Source organism: uncultured Shewanella sp. (assembly GCF_947497935.1).
In the GTDB taxonomy this organism is placed as follows: domain Bacteria; phylum Pseudomonadota; class Gammaproteobacteria; order Enterobacterales; family Shewanellaceae; genus Shewanella.
Map to the genome: position 1 here is coordinate 128,127 of NZ_CANMIO010000003.1, position 23,870 is coordinate 151,996.

Consider the following 23,870-nt stretch of genomic DNA (forward strand, 5'->3'; position numbering starts at 1 on the left):
TGGGTTGCAAAAATGTTAAACAGTCATTTGAATTTTATATTCGTGTCATAGCCATTCAGCGAGTTGTGCTAGGCTAGCGCCTTAATGGTCGTATTCAGTTCCTCAGTGAATTAGATATAAGTAAAACACAACAGGCTCTATCTGAGTGCTGGCAGTTTTTAGTGCAACCAGTTTTATATGTAGCGATTACAAAGCTGTGGCTAAACATTCTAGGAGTAAGATGGCAAAACCGAATAAGAAAGGGCCGACACAAACGGTCGAGATCTTCTGCGCTAAATGTAAAGCCCAGCTATTTAAGTACCGAAAAGGTGGCAAGGGCGCACTGGTTAAGTGCTTTAAGGAACGCATCGTCGAAGACTACACACAAACGCCCTGCCAATGCCCGAGCTGCGAACAAATCTTTGCACACGATACGCTAATCCGCGGCGCTCCTGCGTTTAAGATGATAGGTGGTAAGGTCACAATGAAGTAGCTGCCTTGGAATGAAGGCTGGTTACATTTCTATTTGTGCTCGGTGTTATATGGCTGTGAGTATTAAATCGATGCTTTAGAGTTATTAATCGCCTGCAGCGGGTGCTGGACTGGATGTCCGAATGTCGTGATCACATGGTCAATGATGTTCCCTACATCATAATGACATTTCCCATATCCCTATGGGTCAGATGTGAATGAACGACCTTATGTGCAGACACTGCCGTGACACGCAGCAAGTCCATCCTTGGAAGCTCGGCCGTATCTACACCGGATAATTGGTGTTTTCATTTAGAACAGTTGGTTTTTGCTCCTTTGTCGCTTATTTTAACCAACTATTATTTGCCCATTATTAGGGCGTTAGCAGTACATAAATGTATGGAGTCAAAATGAAACTTGAAGCTATTAATATTAAAGATAAGTTCACAAAATTTACGGAGCACTGGTCACCGCGTGTTGTTGCTGAAATGAATGACTATCAATTTAAGCTAGTAAAAGTTGAAGGGGAATTTGTTTGGCATGACCATCCTGATACTGATGAAGTATTCATAGTAATGGAAGGTATCCTTGATATCGAATTCCGTGATGGTGTCGTCACTTTAAATTCAGGTGAAATGTTTGTAATTCCTAAAGGTGTAGAACACAAGCCAGTTGCTAACACCGAATGTAAAGTCATGATTGTTGAACCAAAAGGTGTTGTTAATACGGGTGACTCCGGTAGTGAACTAACTGCCGAAAATGACGTTTGGGTGTAAAGTACAGCTAACCAAGGCACTAAAGCGGGACTGCTAACAGTAGGCTCAGTTCCACATTGTAGCCAACAATTATCAGCCCTTAGTTGGGCGCTACCCTATATCCGGTCGCTATACTTTTCTAATGCCAATACTCATTTCTAGATTTTAACTCCAACAAACTTTTGTCCAAAAATGAGTTCGAGCTTTAATCATAATTCTACATGCCAAAGATAATGTTGTTCTAACCAAGTATAGATACGGCTTAGACCGTCGAAAACAGGGCTCTTTGCCGCGATAGCAAGCAACATCAATACAGCGTACTGGGCAACATGCTGTTATAATGGCAAACAGCAACACAGTTATCAGCGCCAATCTGCGTCTATCTGCGCCAAACCGATAACTGCAATAGATAAATCAGACACCTAATCGAGACTCGCATGCCGTTTTCTAAGCTTGGATTAAGCACACCTATCGTTAAAGCCGTTACTGAGCAAGGCTACACTAGCCCTACTCCGATTCAAGCTAAGACCATTCCCGTTATTTTAAGTCAGCGTAACTTAATTGCTGCCGCGCAAACCGGTACGGGTAAGACCGCCAGTTTTGTACTGCCAATTCTAGAGATGCTTAGCCGCGCACAAACCCAACGTAAGAAGCGTATTCGCGCCTTAATTCTTACCCCGACGCGTGAACTAGCGGTGCAAGTTGAAGACAACATCAGTCAATACGGCAAGCATTTAGATCTGACCTCTATGGCCATGTATGGCGGCGTCGACTCTAAGCCTCAGCGTGAGCGCTTAATCGAAGGTGTCGACATCTTAGTCGCAACGCCAGGCCGTTTGCTCGACATGTATACCCAACGCGCCATTCATTTCGATGAGTTAGAAATTCTAGTGCTCGATGAAGCCGATAGAATGCTGGATATGGGCTTCATTGAAGACATCAATAAGATCATCGAAAAGCTGCCAGTCGATAGACAGAGCCTACTTTTCTCGGCCACCCTATCACGCCAAGTAAAAGAGCTGGCAAGAGCGACCATCACGCGTCCTATCGAGATTTCGGTAACTCACAACACGGACAACAAGCCGAAGATTGAGCAGTGGTTAGTGACCGTTGATAAAGACAAAAAATCGGCGCTACTAAGCCATTTGATTAATGAGAATAACTGGCAACAGGCGCTTATTTTTATTGAGACCAAACAAGGCGCAGCCAAACTAGTTAGTCAGCTTGAAAAGCGGGGCATTACGGCTGAGTGTATTCATGGTGGCCGTAGCCAAGAGATCCGTGAGCAAATTCTGGCTGACTTTAAGTCGGGGAAAATTGGCTTATTGATCGCCACAGGTATCGCCGCCCGCGGTTTGGATATCGATGAGTTACCTTTAGTGATTAACTACGACTTGCCGTATCCAGCAGACGATTATATTCACCGTATTGGCCGTACCGGCCGTGCAGGTGCCAGCGGTGAAGCCGTTGCTTTGGTATCAAAAGATGACTTTAAAAATCTGTGCATGATTGAGACCCGTTTAGGTCACCTTATTGAACGCAGAGAAATTGAAGGCTTTGCGCCACGTAAAGAAGTACCAATCTCGATTTTGAATTTTAAACCTAAGAGCAAACAAAACACTGGAGCCGATAGCAAGCCAGCAAGTGATAAAAGAGCCTATGGCGATAAAAAACCAAAGTCGGCGTCCACTAAGCCAGTAAGAGACAATGACCGCAAGTTAGCTCAAGATAATGATAAGTCTTACAAGGCTAAGACTGACGAGATCAAGACTCAAAAGATTGAGAGCAATAGTTTACCGCAAGATCCTTGGGCATTTTCAAAGTCAAAATTAACTTAATAGCCCCATTTTAGCTTCACTTTCGACCTGATAGCTCTTAGCGCTTAGCTAATTGCTTTGGCTGTCAGGCCGATAAACCTTCTATCAGCCAGCCCTCAAATACCCCGCGTTAGCCCCCCATAACCAAAAATACGATAATTGTTTTCAATCAAGTAATTAAGTAGCACAGCCTTAGATTAATTCGTTTATACTAAACTAAATAAACTTAAGGATAAGTATGTTTGCATTCATTGAAAAACTGTCACATACACAGCGTAAATATGCGCTTATTCTAGGATCTATTAGCTTATTTTTAGGCGCTCTCTTGCTATGGAGTTTGAGCGGTTCTCAGCAAGCTAAACTCGCAAATGGCGCCATTATCGTGCTGCCAATCAAGCAACAAACCGAGAGTAACAGCACAAATTGGCAAGCCTATGCCCGCATGGAAAAAGTGATTAACCAACTTGGCACATCGGCGAACTACCCTGTCCTACTCACTGAAGATGTAATTGCAATGCTGTCCCAAGCATCGAGCTTTATCGATGATGGCCAAGCCATTGACCTTAACCGCTTATTTAATGTGTCGGGCGCGGCTTTAGTAGTTGAGTCATCAATATCTACAACGCCTCAGTTACAGCTTAGTTATCGTCTGCTTAATACTGAAAAAATTAAACAGGGAGTGATTAAAGCCGAATCGATTGATGCTTTGCAGCAGGCGCTGGTCGATACCATAGAGCAATTTGTTGATAGCCATTACACCCAAACTGCCAGCCGTGAATGGTTTAGTGAACCACAGCTTATAGCAGCCCTAAGACAAATTCAGTATCGTGAATTAGCACAAGCCGAATCAAGCCTGAAGCAGCTGTTAGACAGTGACCCTACAAATCTGACAGCCATAAGATTATTAGCGCAATTACATATTGATGCAGAGGAGCTTAATTCGGCGGAGCAATTACTCATACCTGCGATAAAGCAAGCGGAGCAGAATAACAAACGCCAACTCGCAAGGCTCAGACTCACTTTAGCTCAGGTCAAGCTAGATAACGAACAGCTCGAACTGGCGATAAGCGAGCTATCTCAGGCAAGGGCCTTAGCCGCCAACACACAAGACTGGCTTTATCTGGGTTATATCTCTAACTGGTCAGGTCATATCTATCAGCGGCTCAATCGCTATAACAAGGCTAGAGCGCAGTATCAATACGCCTTCGAATACCAGAACAAATCCGGCTACCCTTCGGGCCAAGTGGCCGCCTTGAATAACCTCGCCCGTCTTGAAATCATTGAGCATAACTACAGCGCAGCATACAAGGCAGTCAAGCAATCCGTTGCGATTGTTACCCAGAGGAAGTTAACCCACCTTCATGAAGAAACCTTTACGCTGTTGACCAAAATTGAAAACAAGTTGCAGCGGATCCGCTAAACATTTTGGCTCAATTAGATCTCTGTGGAGGTCTCTATGGAGAGATAAGTAACCTCAAAATTAAGATCTAAGCTCAGAACTCATCAAAGCTTAAGGCTGTTGCAATAGATCCATCGCAGCCTTGCTCATGGCTCTTACCCCAGTACTAATCGTCGTAGGATAATCTGGCGCAAATTTACTAGAGTGCAATGACGGCAAAGCTTCGCCCGTTTTGAGGCTAGATTGATACTCGCCCGGCTCCACAGCCCCTAGCCAGAAAAGCATGATGGGGCGTTTATCCTCAGTTAAACCGTAAAGCCCAAAGTCTTCTCCCGCCATGACTGGCAAGGTATCAATCACATTTTCGCTACCCAGTTCCGAGGCGATACTCGACTGCATCTTGCTGGCGAGTACAGGATCATTATATGTCGATGGGATGCGCTCCTCTTCATGCACGAACACCTCAGGATACATAGGCTCATCAAGACCAGCGCTTATCGCTATCCCCTTAGTTAAACGCTTAAGCGCGGCGATTTGTTGCAGCCTAACTTCAGGGTTATAGGAGCGCAGAGTTAGCTGTAACTTCACTTCATTAGAGATGATATTGTGCTTTGAACCGCCATGAATCGAGCCAACAGTTATCACGCTGGGTTCGAGTGGCGATAGCTCGCGACTGGCGATCGTTTGTAACGCTAATACGATTCTAGAAGCTAATACCACAGGATCTTTAGTTAAGTGTGGATATGCGCCGTGACCGCCCTCACCTTTAACCGTGATATCGACAGAGTCGACGTTTGCTAATGCATAACCGGGGACGATGGCGACTTTACCCGCGGGCATAGATGCACTCACATGTAAGCCAAGAATATAATCTGGGGTATCAAACTCAGTAAACAGTCCCTGCTTTAACATGGCTTTTGCGCCGCCGCCCACCTCTTCTGCAGGCTGAGCTACCATCATCAAGGTACCTTGCCAATTGGCTTTATTGGTCACGAGTTGCTGAGCCGTACCGACCAAGCTCGTCATATGGATATCGTGACCACAACCGTGCATTACGCCCACTTCATTATTGTTGGCATCAATTGCAGTGGCTTTTGATGCATAAGGCTTGCCCGTTTCTTCAGTTATTGGCAAAGCATCGGTATCGGCGCGGATCATTAAAGTTGGCCCATCACCATTTTTAAGGACGCCCACGACCCCATAACCACCGAAATTTTCAGTAACCTCAAAACCCAAACTTGCTAACTCTTTGGCTATACGGGCGCTACTGGATTTTTCTTGATAAGACAGTTCTGGGTTTTGATGCAGATGGCGATATAAGGCTTCAAGTTTAGGCATAGCCTCAGCGGTAGAAGCAGCCAGTTCTGTTGCATAACAAGGGACTGCCAAACTACAAGTTGTGAGTAGCGTAAGCGAGACCAGTTTAAATAAGCCCATGATTTATCTCTCTTATCATTTAATTTAACGATTAATTTTATGCTCAAAAACCCGAGTCATCTAAGCTAGCACAATGCCTAAATATGTAAACTAGCTGAGACTAAGTGACTCATCGACAAACTCAGCCTCTCTAGGAGAAACTTAGTCGCCAACAAACGTAACACTTAATTACATTTGTTAAAAACAATAAGCGGGCCGCCCAATAAGTAATCGCCTATTTTTCTGAAGAAAAAGATAAATGTGATCCACTTTAAAATTTTGTTTTTTAGTCAGATAAAGCCATGTAATTAACCCTTTCAGAGCGAGACCCTACCTCAATTAGGGTATAAGATACCGCGCGTCAAAAAAGAGAATAATTCTCATTTGGTTAATAAGATAAGGTGCGTAATGAACAAGCTTAAAGTTAGTGTGCTAGCAATTGCTGTTAGTACAGTACTCCATGCCCAGGCTCAAGAGGCCTCTATCGACTCTCAATCTCCACAAGCACCCAATGCTAAAATGCAGGAAGTGATTGTGATTTCAGGTTCTCGTATGGAACAAGAAATTGAGCAAGTTGCTGGTTCGATTATGGTGATTGATGAAGAAGCCATTGAAAAAAGCATGAGTAATGACTTTGGCAGCTTGTTCAGAAATGAGTCTGCTGTTGCCGTCAAAGGCGGTGCGGGTAAACCCACCTCTGTGACCATTCGTGGCATTGGTGGCAACCGTGTGATGATGGTAAAAGATGGCGTTCGCGTTAACAACCAGTACGCCTCTCCACTAGGCCCAGGCGCAGAAGGTACCGGCCGCGGTCTTACTGAAGTACAAAGCCTAAAACAAGTGGAAGTCGTAAAAGCCGCCGCATCGACCATGTATGGTTCTGATGCGCTTGGTGGCGTAGTGGTGATGCGCACCAAAGACGCCAGCGACTACCTAATGGGTGAAGACTATTATATGTCGATGAATGCTGGTTATGCCGGCGTTAACGACGAATACACGGCTGGCTTTACCAGTGCTGCAGCCTATGGCGGTTTTGAAAACTTACTGACCTATCAGCACCGTACAGGTGAAGAGCAGCCAAATTACTATGACACGCAGCCAGACAGCGATCTCGTGCAAGACAGTGTGTTGTTTAAGAGCAAGTACCATTTCAATGACTACACCTCTGTGCAGTTGACCTTAGATTACCTTGAACAGACCCTAAAGCGCTGGCAATACGAATTCGATAAGGTTGGTGAAATTGACGAAAATATCGATACTGACCGCGATACCCAAGTCATTAACGGTGCATTGCAGTTAGTCTCAAGCAAGCCGACTCAGATGCACGACACCCTAACGGTAACCGCCTACTTTGGTCAAACCGAGCAACTTGAGCACAGAGACTATTTCGAATGGAATAAAGCTGAAACGGTTTACGGTTTAAGCGAAGTCCGCGATTACAGCTTTGAAGATCAACGTATTGGTATCAACAGCACCTTTAGCAAGTATGTTGGCGGCGATAGCTATGGTCATCAGATCACCTATGGTCTGGACTATGAGTTTTCCACCATGTCACGTCATCGCACAGTAAAAAATGCTATTACCAACGAGACGACTAACCCATTTACCTTTGCCACTACCGACAGTCAGCGTTTAGGTGTTTTTGTTCAAGATGACGTCACCCTGTTAGATGGTGATTTGAACTTGATCGCGGGTCTACGTTATGACTATTTCCGCAATACACCGGACCAACAACAAGCTGTTGACGCGGGCAAAGACGCCGAAGATTTCCAGACTATGAGTGACAACTTCTGGTCGCCTAAACTGGGCCTAGTTTACCAATTATCAGACTCTGTTAGTGTCTATGGTCAGTACGCTTACGGCTATAAAATGCCAACGCCAGATCAAAAATGGGGTGAGCTGGAAGTCGATGCTGGCTCTATGACTGATGTGCTTATTCAGGCTAACTACGATCTAGAGTCTGAGCAGTCTCATACTTGGGAAATCGGCGTTCGTGGTAATCATAGCGACACTAACTATGAACTAACCGCCTTCTATACTCAGGCCAAAGACTTTATTGACTGGCAGTATGTAAGCTATAAACCTCCAGTGTTTTTCCCTGTAATGAAGCCAATGGAGTTTAAGTACCAGTACTATAACCGTGATGAAGTGATCTTGTACGGTGCTGAGGCTCAGATTAATCATTGGCTAACCGATAGCATTGAGCTTTGGGGTAACATCTCTTACACCTATGGCGAAGATGAAAACGGCGATTACCTTAACAGCGTGAGCCCACTTAAGGGGAACGCGGGTGTTAACTGGTATACCGACATTGCCGATATGGAAGCAGATTTTGGCGCAGTAGTTCGCTGGGCGGATGATATGAGTCGCACTAATGATATCGAGTTAGCTGAAGATGATATTTGTGCCATGGGCATATGTATTCCTAAAGAGAAATTTAACGAAGTATACGGCACAAGCGGTTATGCTGTGATGGACTTGACCTTTGGCTTACGCATTGATGATAACTGGAAGCTACGTGCGGGTGTTTATAACCTGTTCGATAAAGAGTATATCGACTACACCGATGTGGCTGGCCAATCAGTATTCTTACTCGGTGCGAGTATGGACTTAGAAAAAGAAGACTTCACTCAACCGGGTCGCTACTTCAACGTGAGCGTGAACTACCAGTTCTAAGCTTATTAAGTAGTATGTAAGACATAAAAATGCAGCCAATGGCTGCATTTTTTATTCGCTTTTATCACTGCAACAATCCTTGTTAACAGCCACTCGCAATCACCTATAAACGATAGGTCAGCGTCAGCTTGGCATTGCGCTCTTCGCCCGGCATACCGCCTAAGAACATAGCCTTACTGTAATACTCTTCATTAAATAAGTTATTCACGTTAAGCTGTAACTTCCAGCTGTCAACATCATAACTAATGGCGCTATCTAGCACGGTATAACTTGGCACATAGCCGTCTGGAATACCAAATGAGCTTGAGTTAGTGCTTCTGTCATCAACATATTTTGCCCCTAAACTCACGCTAATAGGGCTTTGTAGCGAGAACCAATCTGCCGCATAAGTTACCCAAGCACTTGCCGTCACATAAGGCACGCCCTTTTGGCGAGTATCATAGCTAGAGCGATTAGGATCTTTCTTGTCACGGGCATCTTGATAAACAGCGTTGACGTTCACCATCCACTGCTCATTAAGGTGAGCGTTCATATCCAGCTCAACACCCGTGGTTTCTTCACTGCCATTGTAAAAATACTTTGGCACACCCGGGCCAGAAACCCCCTCCTCATAGTCAATATTGCTGTACTGTAAATTAGTACGAGAACTCTTAAACAACACGATTGACGTCAACATTTGATCATCAAAAGCTTTAAAGCGCATACCTAAGTCATCGCTTACCGACTCACTGTCATCTCTATCGGTATCATCTCCAGCAATGCTGCCAAGGATGCTATAAGCGGTGCGCCCTTTCGAGTGGTTAACAAAAAACGACAAGTCGTCGGTTGGCATGTAAGTTAACCCTAGGTTATAGGTCATGCCATCGTCGGTGGTATCGGCTTCAGCTGTTGGCTGAGCGCGACTCGCACTGTATCTAGAGTCAACGCCTAAGTGCTCATAGGTCTGCTTAATTTGATTAAACGCCACGCCGATGCGAGAGGTAAAGCCATAACCTAAGTAACCCACATGCTGTACTCCTACGCCCCAAGCACTGACTTTTTTGTCATAGTTACTGGTCAACAAGGGATCATGATCTTCAAAGCTGCCTTCAGCCCAGTTAGGGTTACGGATATCATAAATGTACGGTAAGCTGCCTTGGTAAACCACCTCTCCCGCTTTGTTGTTGATCACTTTATCGGCATCGTAAATCGAGTATTGCTTGAACGCGATATCTCTATCCTCAAAATTGGCATTAATCAATAATTCATTATCAATATCGCCTATCTGGAAGTCATAACGAAGATCGGCAAAATACTGCCAAGATGACTCATCGGCATCGACTTTACGGTATTCCTGACGACGAGCCGCGAAAGGATAAAGCACGCCATCTTCGACTAATGGCGCACGCGGATCGGCATTAATGACACCACGGCGGTCCCAATAGACATAGTTGTAGGCACCCGTTTGACGGGCAAAGCCTGAGGTATAATCGCGGTATTGCAGCTGCTGATTTAAAAATAGGTTGTCGGTGAAATAGATATTATGGGTCAGCTTAAAACGCAGCTCTTCGCCCTCATTGTCTTTAGCCATCGGCGAAATAATACCCGCATTGCCGAATGCATAAGGGGTCAGCCCATCATTTGCCGCGAGTGAATCAGCCAACTGCTTACGCTGTTCTTCAGTCAATTGAATGCCTGCGTTGTTCGGATCGTTAATCAAATCTTCCCAGGTGGCTTCACCTGCGGTTTTGCCATCAACGGATGCAGAGTTGAAAATACGGATAGGATGACCAATAGAGTCCACTGCTATCGCATCTTTGATGTAGCTCGCCGACAGCATTAAGTCTTGGCTATCATCGAGTACATATTTAAGCGAGGTGTAGATCTCATCACGGTCAGTGCCGATATCCCTATAGCCATCGCTACGGGCCGTTTTTGCCACCACACGATAGGCTAAATCGTCAGTAATCGCTGCCGTGCTATCAGCCTCTAAAGAATAGCTATTCCATTGGCCAACTTCAGCAGTAAAGGCATGTTTGGATTCAAATTGTGGTTTCTTTTCAATAAGGTTAATTACGCCACCCGCACTGCCCATACCATAAAGCCCAGTCGCAGGCCCTTTGAGCACTTCAACCGATTCAACATTGGTGAGTGAGCGCGTAGGGTTAAAAGTATTGCCAAGTCCCGCACCGCCGTACATACCATCGTAAGTGTAATTTGCCCCTAGGCCACGAATAACCAGATTATCACCGATACCATAGTTGTTACCCGCTTGGGTCACACCACTGATGTTTCGCACTAAGTCTTGAAGGTTTGTAAGGGCTTGGGCCTGAATGAGCTCTTCATCGACAACGACAACCGCCGCCGGCGTCTCCATCAAGGACATGTCGGACTTAGTCGCCAATCCAGAATTCATAACAACCTGATTCTGACGGCCATAAACAGTGATACGTTCAACATTATCGTGTGCCTGCTCTGTTGCTTCGGCGTACACATTTGTTGATAAGAATGTCGATGCACACGCAATTGCTAGCACCGAATAACGGAAATGTTTCATCAAATAACCCCACTTTAGTATTATGCGGCGAGATGATAACGATTATCATTAACTTTTCAATACCTGTTTCAGCGCTGATACAATTGGAGTTTGTTTGTGATTGTTTTAACTTGATTTTATTCTCAAAGTTTACAAAGTAAATTTAAGAGTAATACTTTAAAACCAATAAGATAGGTGATTAAGATCACAAAGTTGTCGTACATAAATCGTCCGCAACTTTATCTCTTAATATGAGCCAAACTGAACTGTGTTGATATTTAACGTTAGAAGCCGACTCTAGTTAACCCTCTACTAATGTACAGTTCATCAGCAACTTGAGTAGAGAAAGAGGACTCACTGACTCCCTTGCTAGTAATGTATAACCTAGGCCTTGAGACTACAGGCCCTATTTGCAGAGCATTAGATCTCTAATCAACTGATATTCATTAACAGGAAGCAATTAACAGGCTCTTATTAGCAAGCCTAATCAGCGGTTCTGATTAATAGAAAGTGGGATTAAATTGGGCTCAATACGACAATAACCCACAAGGTGTGCGGCGAGACGATCATACAGATCATCTTTTATATAGGGCAGCTCTTCATTATAGATCCGGCTATCGAGTTCGGTTGGCAGAATAAAATGAGCAAGACGGTTTATGTCGGCTTCAATAGACAGTCTTGTCTCGATAGAAAAGCGACTGGCAAGGGGATAGTCCGATGATAGAAAGGCGCGACGCAGAAACAGCAACATCTTATCGAAGTTGGCATCCCAGTTAAGATTACTATTGGCCTGAGCTTCCCAGGCCAATAGTTCTAACACGCGAATAATCTCGCCTTGCAAGGTTTGGCATTGACCCGAAGTCGGTACCAGATGCTCCCAGATCCACAATACGGTATCGGCGCTATTACCAATAATTGCAATCTCACTCACTGGCATCAATAGGCTACTCCCCCTGTCGACAGACTGCGTATTGACATCGACACCTTGCTGCATACGTTTTGCTCCCTGCTTGTGCTTGAAACTTGTTGTTGAGTTCTGTTTATTAAGCGCTTAATTTTAAATGCAGTTGGCTTAATTCAACCTCAGTACAAACCTTGTGCACATTGTTAACTGTCTAACGCCAGAGATCAAACTCCTTCCAAAGATAGCTGCTTTAATCAACTGGTTTTTATGAAACCTGTTCGTCTATGAAATCAGTTTTGTAAAAAGTATTTAGCCTAACAATTACTTTTTTGCCATGCTAGAAGTTGAATATTGCCTAAATCCCCAAACACTTAGCAGCAGTAATAACAAGCCAACCGACAGGCTACCGCCATGATAATCCTCTTCAATATAAATATCGTCTCTATCGCTACTCTCCAGTGGCAGTGCGTATAAACTGTCGAAATCATATGAACTAACCGTTGCCACAATATCTCCATAGCCCACCTCATAGAGATCGATTAACACATCGTAATGATCGGTTCGGTAACCAGACTCCAACGTCGTTAACACTTCAAAGTCATCATCGGTAGCATTGCCATAAATTCTAAAGATGTCTGTGGTGTAATAATGCTCCCACGGCCCACCATTACGGCTAAGGTACAGCTCCGCAAACACATCCGCTCGCTCATTAACATATATCCCTTGTACATCGGCATCGAAGGTCACACTAAAAGTCTGGTAGAAACCGTCGTAATCGTTATCGACAAACAATCGGCTGTAGGCATCGTAGATATAAAAGTCACGGTAGATGCCATTGGCAAATTGCTTCACCGAACCGCTCTTTGCTAAGTCTTGATTAGCCTGAGTCGCCTTGTCGATATGGTTTTGAATGTTCTGTTCACGAGTGAGTTTTGCAGGCTGCGCCTCATTACCGTCCAGCCCCTTAACTTGCAAAAGTCTTTGCTGCTCAAGCTTGCTGATTTGTAGCTCAGATAAGCTATTGGCGTCTTGAGCGCCTTGTGCTGCTGAGTCGTCACTGGAAACGGTTTGCGCAACCGAGATGCTTTTCGGCTGCGAAAGCAGACTCATATCCGAACTGGCACTCGCACTGGCACTGGCAGGCTGTATTAGTGTCATTGGCAGCATTAACAGCGCAAGCCTTGCTAATCGACCCATAATAGGCTTTTGATTACTTATATCAGCTGTATGAATTGTATGAGTCTTATGATTTTGTTTTGTGTTCATCTTCACCTCGAAGTTCTTGCTTAATGAGGCCATTAGAGTCCACTGAGTGTGAACGCAAGCTGAACGTTATGAAGCGGATGCGCTTCATCCATATCTGAGCTTACAGCGGTAAGAAATCAAGCTACACTTGATAAAAGTCGTGGCGCTTCGCCCACCCCCGAGAGCGAAGCAATCAAACTTCGTTTGATAAAGGTCGTGAGCTTCCAGCTCACACTCGGCCAAGAAGGGGGCAACAGCTCCCCCCTCTTGGCCATTTCATTTATAAAGAGTCCTAGCCGCCCCGACGAAGTTGTTAATCCTCTGTCATTTTCGAAAATCGCTATCGCTTCAGAATCGCCATCCATGGCTCTACTAAAGCTACCTCGTCATCCATGACTCGCTCACGCGATTTATCTTCAATGACCTCGGCAACTCCGATGGGGAATGGGGGTATTCTGTTAGTTTCGTAACTCAGTTTTGCCCCAAAGAGAGTCAACCTTCGAATGAAGGCTGATTACATTTCTATTTGTGCTCGGTGTTATATGGCAGTAAGTTTTAAATTGATGATTTAGAGTTATCAATCGCCTCCAGCGGGTGCTGGACAGGATGTCCGAATGTCGTGATCACATGGATGTGAAGGAACGACCGCATGTGCAGACACTGCTGAAGCGCGCCGCTAGTAAGTCTGACCTCCATGGACGGAGGGAATGCCAAATTCAGTATGGAACTGAATTGGCCGTGTAGGCTCAACGAAAACAAACAACATCCCTATTTAAAGTCCAGTTCGGCATCCATGCCTCTCGTTCGAGAGCTTGATAACTTCGTTATCTCTCACCTTGTTTTCGACGGCTTCAGCCGTATCTACACTAGGTTAGACAAGCATAATTCTGGTGATTCGGAGCTATGGCTATAAGACTAGTTTATTATCTGTCGCTAATTCGCTCTGACCCTTTTATGCAAACCACTTTACAGCAATGAGCTACGCTGCTAATTTGATGTGAATTAATAACGTGCAAGGATTTATCCGAGACGCAGGATAATAAGCTGTTAGTTGTAAAAGATTTACTTAATAACTCGATTGACAATAAAAACGAAAGGAACTCGAAATGAAAAAATTAATCTTATCGATTTTTTTTATAGGAATCTGTACAAATTTAAGTGCAAAGGAATTAACAAACGGAGTTACGAAATACAGTGAAAGTTCTATAAAAGAGCTAAAACTGGATTCAATGAGTGATCTGCTTGTAAATTATTTCAATGAAAATAAATTAACACCTCAAGCAATTAACAAAATTACATATTTGGCTGATGGCCAATTAACGCAAAAGTCTTCGGAAGAAAAAAATAGTTTAAAATCGGCCGAATCTGTTGAATTATTACTCAACAATAAAACGCTAATTGTCAATGTCATCAGTCGTAAAAACACCTAACAAGATAAATCAACAAGGACAAATACTGCTTTGCTTTTGTCACTGCATTCCAAAATTATAGCCAAGCATTATTTGCCTGTTATTTTGGGCGTTAGCTGTCATGGGCTCGTTATTGAAAAGATAGGACAGCCATAACTTCCGATGCCAAAGGCTGTGTAGTTCTAACTCAGTGTAGATACGGCTTAGGCCGTCGGAAACATGGATGTTTTCGTTGAGCGGTCAGGGATGACGAAAAGCGTGCCTAAGAAGTGTCTGCACATACGCCTGCCGCAGGCAATTGGAACCACTTTTGCTACAAAAGTCATCCTCAGCTTAAAAATGACGTGCAGTTTTTGTCACCATATGGCGTTCAAGCGACAATTGAGCTTCCTCCCAATCAGGGCACATTCAGCCAGTGTTCATCTCCCCCTATGTATAACCTTATTAGCCACTCGCCATTGGCAAGATAATGACTAATCGAATAGGATCTTTTAAACTGGTGATATCTCAACCCTTTGGTGCCTTTAATGAAAACTGCTTTATTTATCATGTTGATTTCGCTCTCACTATTAGCCGCACTGCTCGCTGCACAGCCTGCTGCAGCGAATAGCGTGCATGCGGTCACATCTATGATGTCGGTCACTATGAAGGCCAATAATAGCCAGCAGCAGAAACAGAAATTAAAGGTTCGTAGTAAAGAGCAAGCTGTACAGTTGGCGAAACGCCAATATCGCGGCAAGGTGCTAAAGGTGCAGTCCAGCAGAGTTAATGGCAATCCAGGTTATAGCGTAAAGCTACTATCGAATGACGGTGTGGTTTTTTATGTCAGTGTCGATGCTAAAACAGGCCGTGTTTCTCGCAATTAGCCCTAGGCTATTGCTTGCAACGCTTTACTATCGAGCCGTACAACAAGGAACCAAAGCATGAGATTGTTATTAGTTGAAGATGATTTAGAGCTGCAATCAAACCTAAAACAGCATCTTGTCGAGGCTAACTATACGGTCGATACCGCCGATGATGGCGAGATAGGCCTATTTCAAGGCCGCGAATACAATTACGACGCGGCGATTATCGATGTTGGCCTGCCAAAGCTCGATGGCATCGCTCTGATCACAAAGCTTAGAGCCCTAGATATCGGCTTTCCTATTCTCATTTTGACCGCCCGTGATAGCTGGCAAGATAAGGTCGAAGGCTTAGATGCTGGCGCCGATGATTACCTCACCAAACCTTTTCATCCAGAAGAGCTAATCGCTAGGTTAAAAGCCTTGATCCGCCGCTCGGCTGGTAAAGCCAGCCCCATTGTCACTAATGGCCCCTTTAGCCTAAATACCAGCAGTTTAGAGATCACTAAATCTGGCGAAACCATCACCTTGAGTGGCTCAGAATACAAGTTATTTGAATACTTCATGCTGCATATCGGTGAGGTGAAATCGAAAACCGTGTTGACAGAGCACATTTACGATCAAGATTTTGACTTAGATTCGAACGTGATTGAGGTGTTTATTCGCCGTTTGCGCAAAAAGCTCGACCCCGATAATCAGTTAGGCCTTATCGAAACGCTGCGTGGCCAAGGTTATCGTCTGGTATCACTCGATGACGATAGCAAAAAATAACCCATGATTAGCCTTAAGCGCTTACCCACATTCTTGCACTCGTTAAAGGCGCGGCTCATCGTCAGCGCTATGCTGCTGATCTTGATCTTACTGCCCATCGTGGGCGTGACTCTTAACGACGCCTTTAAACTGCAAGTTAAGAGTGCCTCGCTTAAAGAACTTAAAGCCTACGTCTACTCCATCTTGGCGGTTACCGAGGTCGACAATCAGCAACTGTTTATGCCCGAAGTATTACTTGAAAATCAGTTTAACGTCATTCAGTCGGGTCTGTACGCCTTAATCACCATCCCTGCGCATCAACAAGTAGCCGATAACCTGTCTCAACAAGCTAGGGACTTCGACGCTAAGTTTGTTGAAGCTAAGCCAATAGGCAAGCCTGAACAGGCTGGCTCGCTCAACAAGGACACGCGCAAAGTCGCTTGGCGCTCAAACTCATTGCTTGGCATCGACCTGTCTGCGGCAATCACCACAGCGGTTCATACCTCTGCAACATTTCCTCTGCCAGCAAAAGGTCAGGGGCAATTTAGTGAAATAGAGCTAAACGGCGAGCCGCATTTAGTCTATGGTTTTAGTGCAAGTTTCGAAACTGAGCAGGTCAATAAACACGGCGAGACCCAGCGCACACGATTCCCTATCACGGTTTATATCATCAAAGATCAGAGTGACTATCTGCTACAGGTTAAAGAATTTAATCAGCACCTGTGGCGCTGGTTAATGATCTTAATGGTCGCCCTGCTCTCGATTCAAATGCTATGGCTGTGGTGGACACTCAAACCCCTCACCCGCTTACAGAGCGAGTTAGCCGAAATTGAAAACGGTAAAGCCGACCACTTAAATGACAACTATCCCACCGAGCTCAGTGCGGTTGCTAAGCAGCTCAACACCCTGCTCAATACCGAGCAAAACCAGCGTAAGCGTTATCGTAATGCGCTCGCTGACTTGGCCCATAGCTTAAAAACCCCTTTAGCCGTTATTCAAAGCCAGAAAGATTTAAGTCCGCAATCATTCGAGCAGGTAAGCCATATCAATCGCATTATTGGCCACCAGCTCAAACGAGCACAGACGGCTGCGGGTTCGGCGTGGCATCTAGGTGTCGAGGTGGTTGAAGTCTCAGATAAGCTGGTGCGTAACCTACCTAAAATATACTGTCAGCCTCCAATCACTATCACTGAAGATGTCGATAGGAGCGCCGTCTTTAAAGGCGATGCCAGCGATTTGACCGAGATCTTAGGTAATCTGCTGGACAACGCCTGTAAGGCCGCTGCTCGCCAAGTGCTATTAAGCGTAAAGTCTGTCAACTCTTGCTTGGTTATCGGTATCGAGGATGATGGTAAAGGGATCGACGAAGCGCTACACGCGCAGATCTTCGAGCGTGGTATTCGCGCCGATTCTTACCAGCAAGGGCATGGCATAGGTCTCGCGATTGTTCGCGACTTAGTCGACAGCTATCAAGGGCAGTTAACGGTCAGCCGCTCGACAAGGCTTGGCGGCGCTCGATTCCAATTAAGCTTTAAGCACTAATTTCTAAGATCTAAACACTAAATGGGCTATAGGCCCTCGCTATATTGCTTTATCAACCTCATTTTTAACTTTCAGCTTCTGTTCATCTTGGCTTTTTTATACTGATGCTATCGTATACAAAGGTCAGGAGTTCATATGAACAGACTCAAAAAATACTGTTGCTCATTGGTCAGCACATTTGTCATTGCAATGGCTATTGCAGTGCCTTTGATGATTGCTAGCACCTCTGCCTCTGCGCAGGATCACGACCAAGAGCAATCTACGTATAGTGGTAGTCAATACAGCGAAGGCCAATTAGCGCAGATGCTGGCGCCTATTGCACTGTACCCAGATAGTTTACTGACGCATATCCTTATTGCAGCGACTTATCCACTTGAAGTGGTTCAGGCTCATCGCTGGCAACAAAGTAAGCAACACTTATCAACGCAAAAGCAGATAGACAAGGCCCAAGATAAAGATTGGGATCCTAGTGTTGTCGCGCTGATTGCCTTTCCTAATGTGCTACAAAAGCTCAGTGACGAACTCAACTGGACCCAGTCTCTTGGTGATGCCTTTTTACAAGATGAAGCGCAAGTTTTAGCGAGTATCCAAACCCTGAGGCAAGAGGCCGATAATGCCAATAGTTTAGAGCAGATGGAAAACATGCAAGTCACTCGCGTCAGTAACCAGATAGTGATTGAGCCGGTGAGAAAAGAGATTGTCTATGTGCCTTACTACGACCCAAGAAGTGTTTATGGCTATTGGCGCTGGTATAACTACCCGCCAGTCTATTGGGCGGTTTATCCAGGCTATGTCAGACCTAGCTATGGCCACTTTTATTGGCGCGCCGGAGTACATATTAGTTTTAACTATTACTTCAGCGCATTCCACTGGCATAAGCGTCACGTGGTTGTAGTGCATCACCATAACTCACATAAATACCGTCATCGCGGCCGTATCGTCACAAGTCATGGTGCCAAGCGCTGGGCGCACAAGCCTCAACATAGACGTGGCGTGGCTTATAGTAACAATGCGTTACGACACAAATATAAGAGTCACCACCCAAGCCGCGGCCAGAGTAAAGCACTGCAGCGCAACGAGCGCAAACATGTTAAGCATAACAGCCTTGAGCGAATGAACAGCCCTCAGCGCATTAATAGCCTTGAGCGGATTAATAGCCCTGAGCGAGTAAAAGGTCATGAGCGAGTAAAAGGTCATGAGCGAACAAAAAGCCATCAGCAAATCACTCACAAACGTGAGCAGCAGATGCGCAGTAAGCTAAATCCAAGATCAAAGCCGCAGTTTGCTCAAACCCCTCGACAGAACAGCACTAAGGTGCAGCCAAACTTTAACACTAGGCCAAGTAATCACTCTCAATATACGGCGCCCAAAAGCCAACAACTAAAGGCCCAACAACCGAAAGCGAATGCAAACTACAGCAACAGGCAGAGGCATCAAAGCCATGCAGCTAAGCCACAACAAACAGCGAGGAACCAAGCGCCCCGTAGCCATGCGTCACGAGCCATTTCGCCAACAAGAAGTTCGCCAACAAAAAGTCATCAGCATAAACCAAGAAAAGATTAAGCAAAGATTAGGTAAAGCGATGTGTACCATTAACAGGTTGAATATAAACGCCGTCGAACGACAGCGTTTATATTTAATTTATCGCTCAGTCATGCCTAGGCACTTAAGCAAGCTTCAGTATCGACCTGCTCACTCATTTGCTGTAACAGCACGTGGATCTCTTCAAAGCGCGGACGTAATCCCAAACTTGGCTGTAAACAGGCCTGTTTTAGCGTCAATAATCCAGTAAGAATACCTTGGTTGGCTTGTGCTGAATTTTGCAAACAATGCTCGGCTAAATCCTCTATTAGACATCCTAAGGATCGCACTTCTATTGCCTCCATCGCCTCTCTTTGCAGCAAAGGCAACTGGCTTAAATTGGTTGCCGCACCAAAGTCGCCAAATAGGATCTCAGCATGGGTATTGAACATGGTGTTATGGGCGTAGATGTCGCCATGACTAACCTGATTCTGATGCAAATGTGCAAGACCAGAAGCCATCTGTTTCAAAATACGCAATATCGCATTAAATTCAAATTGAGTTGCATCGCAGAAAGTGTCTCGCGTACAAGTATCGAGCGAAGGTGGCATGCCTAGGTTTTGATAGTTAGCAGGAATAAGCTCCATCACAAGACCTGTTTTATCTGCTTGCTTTAACTGTGCCACAACCTTAATCAGGTTAGTATGTTGCCCTGCCTGCAAACAGTTAGCCAATTCATCTTTTGGATAACCATCGCTAGTGACCTCACCTTTGAATACTTTAACAGCTATATCAATAGGAGTTGCAGCAAGCACAGCCGGTTGATTTAGCCATTTGGCTCGGTAGATCACACCCGATGCACCTTGGCCAATAACTTCATGCAGTTCAATATCATCAAGGGTCACACTTGGCATCGTCGCGGCAACTGTTTCGGAGTCATCGACTACCGCTTGCTGCGCTAAGCTAAACGGACTGCCATCGAGTGCTAACCAGCTCAGGCGAGGTAACTGAAATAGCCAATCAGGCAAGGCATTGAAGGCATTCGCCGACAAACGTGCGAGTTCAAGACTTGTGCATTTAGCCATACTCTCGGGTAAACCAGTGAGCTGGTTACCCGCCAATGCGAGTTTTTGCAATCTGTGTAGCCTGCCCATATCGTCAGGCAAAGATTCGAGATTGTTATCGGTTAAAATAAGCCAGCGAGTATTATCGGGTAGGGCTTTTTCAGCTAGCAACTTTAGATTGTTCGACTTGAAGCTGATCATTTCAAGCTTAGGGCACTTAGCAAGCACCAGAGGAACTGATTCAAAACAGTTATTAGTTAGAAACAGGATCTTTAATTGATGCAAATCGCTTAAATTATCCGGTAACTCACTGAGGTTATTATCTGATAAATCGAGTATTTCTAAGCTATCAGCTAGGGAGAAGATTTCTTGTGGGAACTGAGTCAAGCCTTCAGCAATCTGTACCCGTTTAATTCCCTTTAATTGCCCCGATGTTAACTGCTCGATGGTGTGCAAAATCTTAATCCTAAATGCCGATGAAAAACAGCGCGCAATACTATACGATTCCCCCTCATAGAGAAAGAGATTGAAACAATGATATGCCCGCAACTCGCTCCTCTGCATTGCCATGATCTATATTTGCGTTTTAACGTATTGTTCTAGAATACAACTTGAGTTATTAACTCTCACCACTTTCGGTTTAAGGCCTAATAATGAACAAACGTCAAACAGCCAAAGTACCTGCAAGCCGCTTGTCACGTTTCTCATCATTGAGCGGTCTGGCATCACGGGTCGCGGGCAATATTCTTGTTGATGGCGCAAGAAAACTGAGTCAGGGGCAATCACCTAAATTACAAGACTTGGTGTTAACTCCCAAAAACATAGTTCATGTTGCTGAAAAACTTGCTCAAATGCGAGGGGCTGCAATGAAAGTCGGCCAGATGCTGTCTATGGACTCTGGTGAATTAATGCCAAAAGAGCTAAGTGAATTATTAGCTCGACTAAGATCTGACGCCAAAGTGATGCCTCACAAGCAACTACTGAATATTTTAAATCAAAACTGGGGCGATGACTGGTTATCCCCCTTTTCCCACTTTGAACTGCGCCCCTTTGCTGCAGCCTCTATTGGCCAGGTACATAAAGCGATACTTGCCAATGGCACGCCATTAGCGATAAAAATACAGTACCCAGGGATCCGTGACAGTATTGATAGCGATATAGACAATGTCGCAACACTATTACGGGTAGCCAAATTGGTTCCTAAAAATGTCCAATTTGATCGGCTACTTAATGAAGCCAAGAAACAGCTCCATATGGAAGCTAATTATCAAGCTGAACTTAACATGCTTGAACGCTACAAGGATTTAATGGCAAACGAGCAGGGCTTTATTATCCCTAAGGCCTACCCCAATCTATCTAGTGCAAGCATTTTAGTCATGAGCTTTGTCGATGCGCAGAGTATCGAATCAGTCGCAACGCTAAACCAAGAGGTAAGAAACGCAGTTGCCACTAAGCTGCTAAGACTGTTTTTTAGAGAGTTGTTTGAATTTAAGCTGATCCAAACTGATGCGAATTTTGCTAACTTTCAGTATCAGCAGGCAACAGCAAGAATAGTGTTGCTTGATTTTGGGGCAACCCGAGAGATCCCAAACGCCCTCTCCTCAAATTACCTGCAACTAATGGCAGCCGCCATCGAGAATCACAGAGACTTAATGGAACAAGCCGCGCAGCGTATCGGATTTTTTCAAGCGAATATCAGCGCGCAGCAAAAGTCACTAATCTTAGATATCTTTCATCAAGCTTGTGAACCCTTGCGCTCTGTTACAGCCTATGACTTTGGCTCTAGTACACTAGCTAAACGTATAAAAGCGGCGGGAATGGAGATGAGTACCGACGCTGATAAATGGCACACTCCACCCGTTGATGCGATATTTATTCATCGTAAGCTAGCGGGTATTTATTTACTGGTATCCAGACTCAAAGCACAAGTAGACGTAAAGTCTATTTTTGATGAAGTAACAACAGGGATTAACCAAAAAGCATAACGACCAGCATGGGCTAAAGTCAGTTCTTTAGCCTAGTGTTATATTTATTTTCGCGCTCAATCTTTAGCAGCTCCTGCCCTTTAGTAATCGCCACTACCGCCTTGGATTTAAACTCACGGTGATAAAGGGTGTATACCACAAAAATACTGGCAATAATCAGGGCAAATGGGTGATAGAACCAACACAGTGCCGCCATGGCGAAGTAGTAACAACGCAAACCGTAGTTATAGGAGTGAGCCGCCTGATCTTGCACCACCGCCATCTGCTTAGCATAGCGCAGTAGGTTGTCATTACTGCCAGTCTTATCGACAGGAGCCGCTCCCACCATCACATTTAAAAAGCCATATTGACGCATAGACCAAGTGAACTGGAAAAATGCCATCACAAAAATAAAGGTCAGCATACCTAGCTTAACTTGAACTAATGCATGGTTCGGGTTGGCTGCATAGGGGATGGTTGCTATCACGGTTTCAAGACGCTCGGCCTGAGCAAACAGGGTTAACACACCGGCAAGGACAAACATGGTAGTCGATGCGAAAAAGGCAATATTGCGTTCTAGATTTGCAAGTAAGGCAGCATCACCGACCCGAACCTCGCGGCCTAATAACTCATACATCCAGTTAATACGATGCTTATGTAAACAGCGAGCGATGCAATTGGTGTCTTTGGCTTTACGCTTTGCAAAGTAAGCATAGCCGACCCAGCAAGTTATAAAACAAAATGGCGCAAAAAGGTCGAGTAACGAAATAGTCATGCATGAGTCCATCAAGGGTAAACGAGTTTTAATCTGCTTGTAGCTGAACCGCTATGGCCAGCTTAAAAGTACTTGGGATTAAATAAAAATAAAATACGCTTAGGATGATTAAGCTAGCTTTGCCTGTAGATCTGTTTTAACGATCTCAAGGGCAGCTAAGGCGACACGTGGCTCAATCTGATGACTCTCTAACAAAAAGATAAGATCCACAGCAAGTTTCACCTCTTCTGGGGCCGTATCTAACTCACTTGCAGCTGCATTATCACTCATATTTAGTCAACTTTAATCTGAGGGTAAAAGAGTGGCTAAGTATACTCAGAGCTTTTTAGCTTCTCAACGAAGAAACTGCTAGGGCAAGAGCAAACTCAAAAAACCGCACTTAATTGCTATTCGTTACACTAGGGCTTTATTACCACTGAAAGCCTAGATATACTCAGTTTTAGAAGACACAATCAATATTGTGAATAGACATTACAAAGGCAAAAATTATTTATGGCAAAAATGGATTTCTCGGTGATTAATGACACCACAGCAAAATCTTTTAATGAACAGAAAAACCTTATAAAAAGAGTTTTTAAAGGTAACACTGTTCTGTGCCCTGTGTGCAATCAAGCACTGCAAATGAAACTGCCTGTAAAAGGACAAGAAGACAGTGTTTCTGGGATCTGCTGCAAGAAAGGCTGTACTGATATTGAGCTGGATATGGAGTTGGTACTGTAAAACCCGCCCTCCTTACTCAATAAATGATATTCCAACAAACGACTGCTCAATAAGCGATCGTTCAATAAAAAATGGCTGTCAGCGTATGCTGTACAGCCATTTTTAT

Annotated in this window: 19 protein-coding genes; 12 read left to right on the forward strand and 7 right to left on the reverse strand. The window is 44.6% G+C overall.

Going from position 1 to position 23,870, the window contains the following annotated elements:
- Positions 1–220: 220 nt before the first annotated feature.
- The 4 genes from Q1A86_RS04510 to Q1A86_RS04525 all read left to right on the forward strand — a co-directional run bounded on the left by Q1A86_RS04510 (position 221) and on the right by Q1A86_RS04525 (position 4,442).
- Positions 221–472, forward strand: coding sequence for a hypothetical protein (locus tag Q1A86_RS04510; RefSeq protein ID WP_299803378.1), 252 nt, complete (start codon positions 221–223; stop codon positions 470–472).
- 388 nt (positions 473–860) lie between these two features.
- Positions 861–1,226 (forward strand): cupin domain-containing protein, encoded by a 366-nt coding sequence (locus Q1A86_RS04515; protein WP_299803381.1) that lies wholly within the window; start codon positions 861–863, stop codon positions 1,224–1,226.
- A 416-nt stretch (positions 1,227–1,642) separates the two neighbouring features.
- On the forward strand, positions 1,643–3,043 hold the full coding sequence (locus Q1A86_RS04520) for a DEAD/DEAH box helicase (RefSeq protein ID WP_299803384.1): 1,401 nt from the start codon (positions 1,643–1,645) through the stop codon (positions 3,041–3,043).
- Positions 3,044–3,260: 217 nt separating this feature from the next.
- Positions 3,261–4,442: a lipopolysaccharide assembly protein LapB gene (locus Q1A86_RS04525; RefSeq protein WP_299803386.1), complete on the forward strand. Its 1,182-nt coding sequence runs from the start codon at positions 3,261–3,263 to the stop codon at positions 4,440–4,442.
- Between the two features lie 90 nt (positions 4,443–4,532).
- On the opposite strand, the gene Q1A86_RS04530 is transcribed toward Q1A86_RS04525, so the two are convergent.
- A complete protein-coding gene (locus tag Q1A86_RS04530; protein WP_299803389.1) occupies positions 4,533–5,858 on the reverse strand; it encodes a M20 family metallopeptidase in 1,326 nt (441 codons plus the stop codon).
- A 387-nt stretch (positions 5,859–6,245) separates the two neighbouring features.
- Between Q1A86_RS04530 and Q1A86_RS04535 the strand changes: the two genes are divergently transcribed.
- Positions 6,246–8,513: a TonB-dependent hemoglobin/transferrin/lactoferrin family receptor gene (locus Q1A86_RS04535; RefSeq protein ID WP_299803391.1), complete on the forward strand. Its 2,268-nt coding sequence runs from the start codon at positions 6,246–6,248 to the stop codon at positions 8,511–8,513.
- 103 nt (positions 8,514–8,616) lie between these two features.
- Here Q1A86_RS04535 and Q1A86_RS04540 read toward each other — a convergent pair whose 3' ends face one another.
- The 3 genes from Q1A86_RS04540 to Q1A86_RS04550 all read right to left on the reverse strand — a co-directional run bounded on the left by Q1A86_RS04540 (position 8,617) and on the right by Q1A86_RS04550 (position 13,198).
- Positions 8,617–11,049, reverse strand: coding sequence for a TonB-dependent siderophore receptor (locus Q1A86_RS04540; protein ID WP_299803393.1), 2,433 nt, complete (start codon positions 11,047–11,049; stop codon positions 8,617–8,619).
- Positions 11,050–11,515: 466 nt separating this feature from the next.
- Positions 11,516–12,022, reverse strand: coding sequence for a hypothetical protein (locus Q1A86_RS04545; protein WP_299803395.1), 507 nt, complete (start codon positions 12,020–12,022; stop codon positions 11,516–11,518).
- Positions 12,023–12,253: 231 nt separating this feature from the next.
- The gene (locus tag Q1A86_RS04550) at positions 12,254–13,198 is read right to left on the reverse strand and encodes a choice-of-anchor H family protein (protein WP_299803398.1); all 945 of its coding nucleotides are present in this window, start codon (positions 13,196–13,198) and stop codon (positions 12,254–12,256) included.
- A gap of 1,085 nt (positions 13,199–14,283) precedes the next feature.
- On the opposite strand from Q1A86_RS04550, the gene Q1A86_RS04555 reads away from it, so the two are divergent.
- The 5 genes from Q1A86_RS04555 (at position 14,284) to Q1A86_RS04575 (ending at position 19,283) form a co-directional block, all read left to right on the forward strand.
- Complete coding sequence (locus tag Q1A86_RS04555; RefSeq protein WP_299803400.1) at positions 14,284–14,607, forward strand: hypothetical protein; 324 nt, start codon at positions 14,284–14,286, stop codon at positions 14,605–14,607.
- 506 nt (positions 14,608–15,113) lie between these two features.
- On the forward strand, positions 15,114–15,452 hold the full coding sequence (locus Q1A86_RS04560; RefSeq protein WP_299803402.1) for a PepSY domain-containing protein: 339 nt from the start codon (positions 15,114–15,116) through the stop codon (positions 15,450–15,452).
- Between the two features lie 57 nt (positions 15,453–15,509).
- Complete coding sequence (locus Q1A86_RS04565; RefSeq protein WP_299803404.1) at positions 15,510–16,199, forward strand: response regulator transcription factor; 690 nt, start codon at positions 15,510–15,512, stop codon at positions 16,197–16,199.
- Positions 16,200–16,202: 3 nt separating this feature from the next.
- Positions 16,203–17,720 (forward strand): ATP-binding protein, encoded by a 1,518-nt coding sequence (locus Q1A86_RS04570; RefSeq protein ID WP_299803407.1) that lies wholly within the window; start codon positions 16,203–16,205, stop codon positions 17,718–17,720.
- Positions 17,721–17,855: 135 nt separating this feature from the next.
- Positions 17,856–19,283, forward strand: coding sequence for a DUF3300 domain-containing protein (locus Q1A86_RS04575; protein WP_299803409.1), 1,428 nt, complete (start codon positions 17,856–17,858; stop codon positions 19,281–19,283).
- A 95-nt stretch (positions 19,284–19,378) separates the two neighbouring features.
- Here the strand turns inward: Q1A86_RS04575 and Q1A86_RS04580 are convergent, their stop codons facing one another.
- The gene (locus tag Q1A86_RS04580; protein ID WP_299803412.1) at positions 19,379–20,761 is read right to left on the reverse strand and encodes a leucine-rich repeat-containing protein kinase family protein; all 1,383 of its coding nucleotides are present in this window, start codon (positions 20,759–20,761) and stop codon (positions 19,379–19,381) included.
- A gap of 197 nt (positions 20,762–20,958) precedes the next feature.
- Here Q1A86_RS04580 and Q1A86_RS04585 point away from each other — a divergent pair, with 197 nt between their 5' ends.
- Complete coding sequence (locus tag Q1A86_RS04585; protein WP_299803415.1) at positions 20,959–22,290, forward strand: AarF/ABC1/UbiB kinase family protein; 1,332 nt, start codon at positions 20,959–20,961, stop codon at positions 22,288–22,290.
- 19 nt (positions 22,291–22,309) lie between these two features.
- Here Q1A86_RS04585 and Q1A86_RS04590 read toward each other — a convergent pair whose 3' ends face one another.
- Together Q1A86_RS04590 and rsmS are read right to left on the reverse strand one after the other, a co-directional pair.
- Positions 22,310–23,044, reverse strand: coding sequence for a DUF599 domain-containing protein (locus Q1A86_RS04590; protein ID WP_299803417.1), 735 nt, complete (start codon positions 23,042–23,044; stop codon positions 22,310–22,312).
- Positions 23,045–23,152: 108 nt separating this feature from the next.
- Positions 23,153–23,314: a pleiotropic regulatory protein RsmS gene (gene rsmS / locus Q1A86_RS04595; protein ID WP_299803420.1), complete on the reverse strand. Its 162-nt coding sequence runs from the start codon at positions 23,312–23,314 to the stop codon at positions 23,153–23,155.
- A gap of 222 nt (positions 23,315–23,536) precedes the next feature.
- Between rsmS and Q1A86_RS04600 the strand changes: the two genes are divergently transcribed.
- On the forward strand, positions 23,537–23,764 hold the full coding sequence (locus tag Q1A86_RS04600; protein WP_220765332.1) for a hypothetical protein: 228 nt from the start codon (positions 23,537–23,539) through the stop codon (positions 23,762–23,764).
- Positions 23,765–23,870: the final 106 nt, after the last annotated feature.

What these genes read in the sequence shown, in the direction of transcription:
- Q1A86_RS04510 (WP_299803378.1), top strand. Translation starts at nt 221, where the DNA reads ATGGCAAAACCGAATAAGAAAGGGCCGACACAAACGGTCGAGATCTTC.
- Q1A86_RS04515 (WP_299803381.1), top strand. Translation starts at nt 861, where the DNA reads ATGAAACTTGAAGCTATTAATATTAAAGATAAGTTCACAAAATTTACG.
- Q1A86_RS04520 (WP_299803384.1), top strand. Translation starts at nt 1,643, where the DNA reads ATGCCGTTTTCTAAGCTTGGATTAAGCACACCTATCGTTAAAGCCGTT.
- Q1A86_RS04525 (WP_299803386.1), top strand. Translation starts at nt 3,261, where the DNA reads ATGTTTGCATTCATTGAAAAACTGTCACATACACAGCGTAAATATGCG.
- Q1A86_RS04530 (WP_299803389.1), bottom strand. Translation starts at nt 5,858, where the DNA reads ATGGGCTTATTTAAACTGGTCTCGCTTACGCTACTCACAACTTGTAGT.
- Q1A86_RS04535 (WP_299803391.1), top strand. Translation starts at nt 6,246, where the DNA reads ATGAACAAGCTTAAAGTTAGTGTGCTAGCAATTGCTGTTAGTACAGTA.
- Q1A86_RS04540 (WP_299803393.1), bottom strand. Translation starts at nt 11,049, where the DNA reads ATGAAACATTTCCGTTATTCGGTGCTAGCAATTGCGTGTGCATCGACA.
- Q1A86_RS04545 (WP_299803395.1), bottom strand. Translation starts at nt 12,022, where the DNA reads ATGCAGCAAGGTGTCGATGTCAATACGCAGTCTGTCGACAGGGGGAGT.
- Q1A86_RS04550 (WP_299803398.1), bottom strand. Translation starts at nt 13,198, where the DNA reads ATGAACACAAAACAAAATCATAAGACTCATACAATTCATACAGCTGAT.
- Q1A86_RS04555 (WP_299803400.1), top strand. Translation starts at nt 14,284, where the DNA reads ATGAAAAAATTAATCTTATCGATTTTTTTTATAGGAATCTGTACAAAT.
- Q1A86_RS04560 (WP_299803402.1), top strand. Translation starts at nt 15,114, where the DNA reads ATGAAAACTGCTTTATTTATCATGTTGATTTCGCTCTCACTATTAGCC.
- Q1A86_RS04565 (WP_299803404.1), top strand. Translation starts at nt 15,510, where the DNA reads ATGAGATTGTTATTAGTTGAAGATGATTTAGAGCTGCAATCAAACCTA.
- Q1A86_RS04570 (WP_299803407.1), top strand. Translation starts at nt 16,203, where the DNA reads ATGATTAGCCTTAAGCGCTTACCCACATTCTTGCACTCGTTAAAGGCG.
- Q1A86_RS04575 (WP_299803409.1), top strand. Translation starts at nt 17,856, where the DNA reads ATGAACAGACTCAAAAAATACTGTTGCTCATTGGTCAGCACATTTGTC.
- Q1A86_RS04585 (WP_299803415.1), top strand. Translation starts at nt 20,959, where the DNA reads ATGAACAAACGTCAAACAGCCAAAGTACCTGCAAGCCGCTTGTCACGT.
- Q1A86_RS04590 (WP_299803417.1), bottom strand. Translation starts at nt 23,044, where the DNA reads ATGACTATTTCGTTACTCGACCTTTTTGCGCCATTTTGTTTTATAACT.
- rsmS (WP_299803420.1), bottom strand. Translation starts at nt 23,314, where the DNA reads ATGAGTGATAATGCAGCTGCAAGTGAGTTAGATACGGCCCCAGAAGAG.
- Q1A86_RS04600 (WP_220765332.1), top strand. Translation starts at nt 23,537, where the DNA reads ATGGCAAAAATGGATTTCTCGGTGATTAATGACACCACAGCAAAATCT.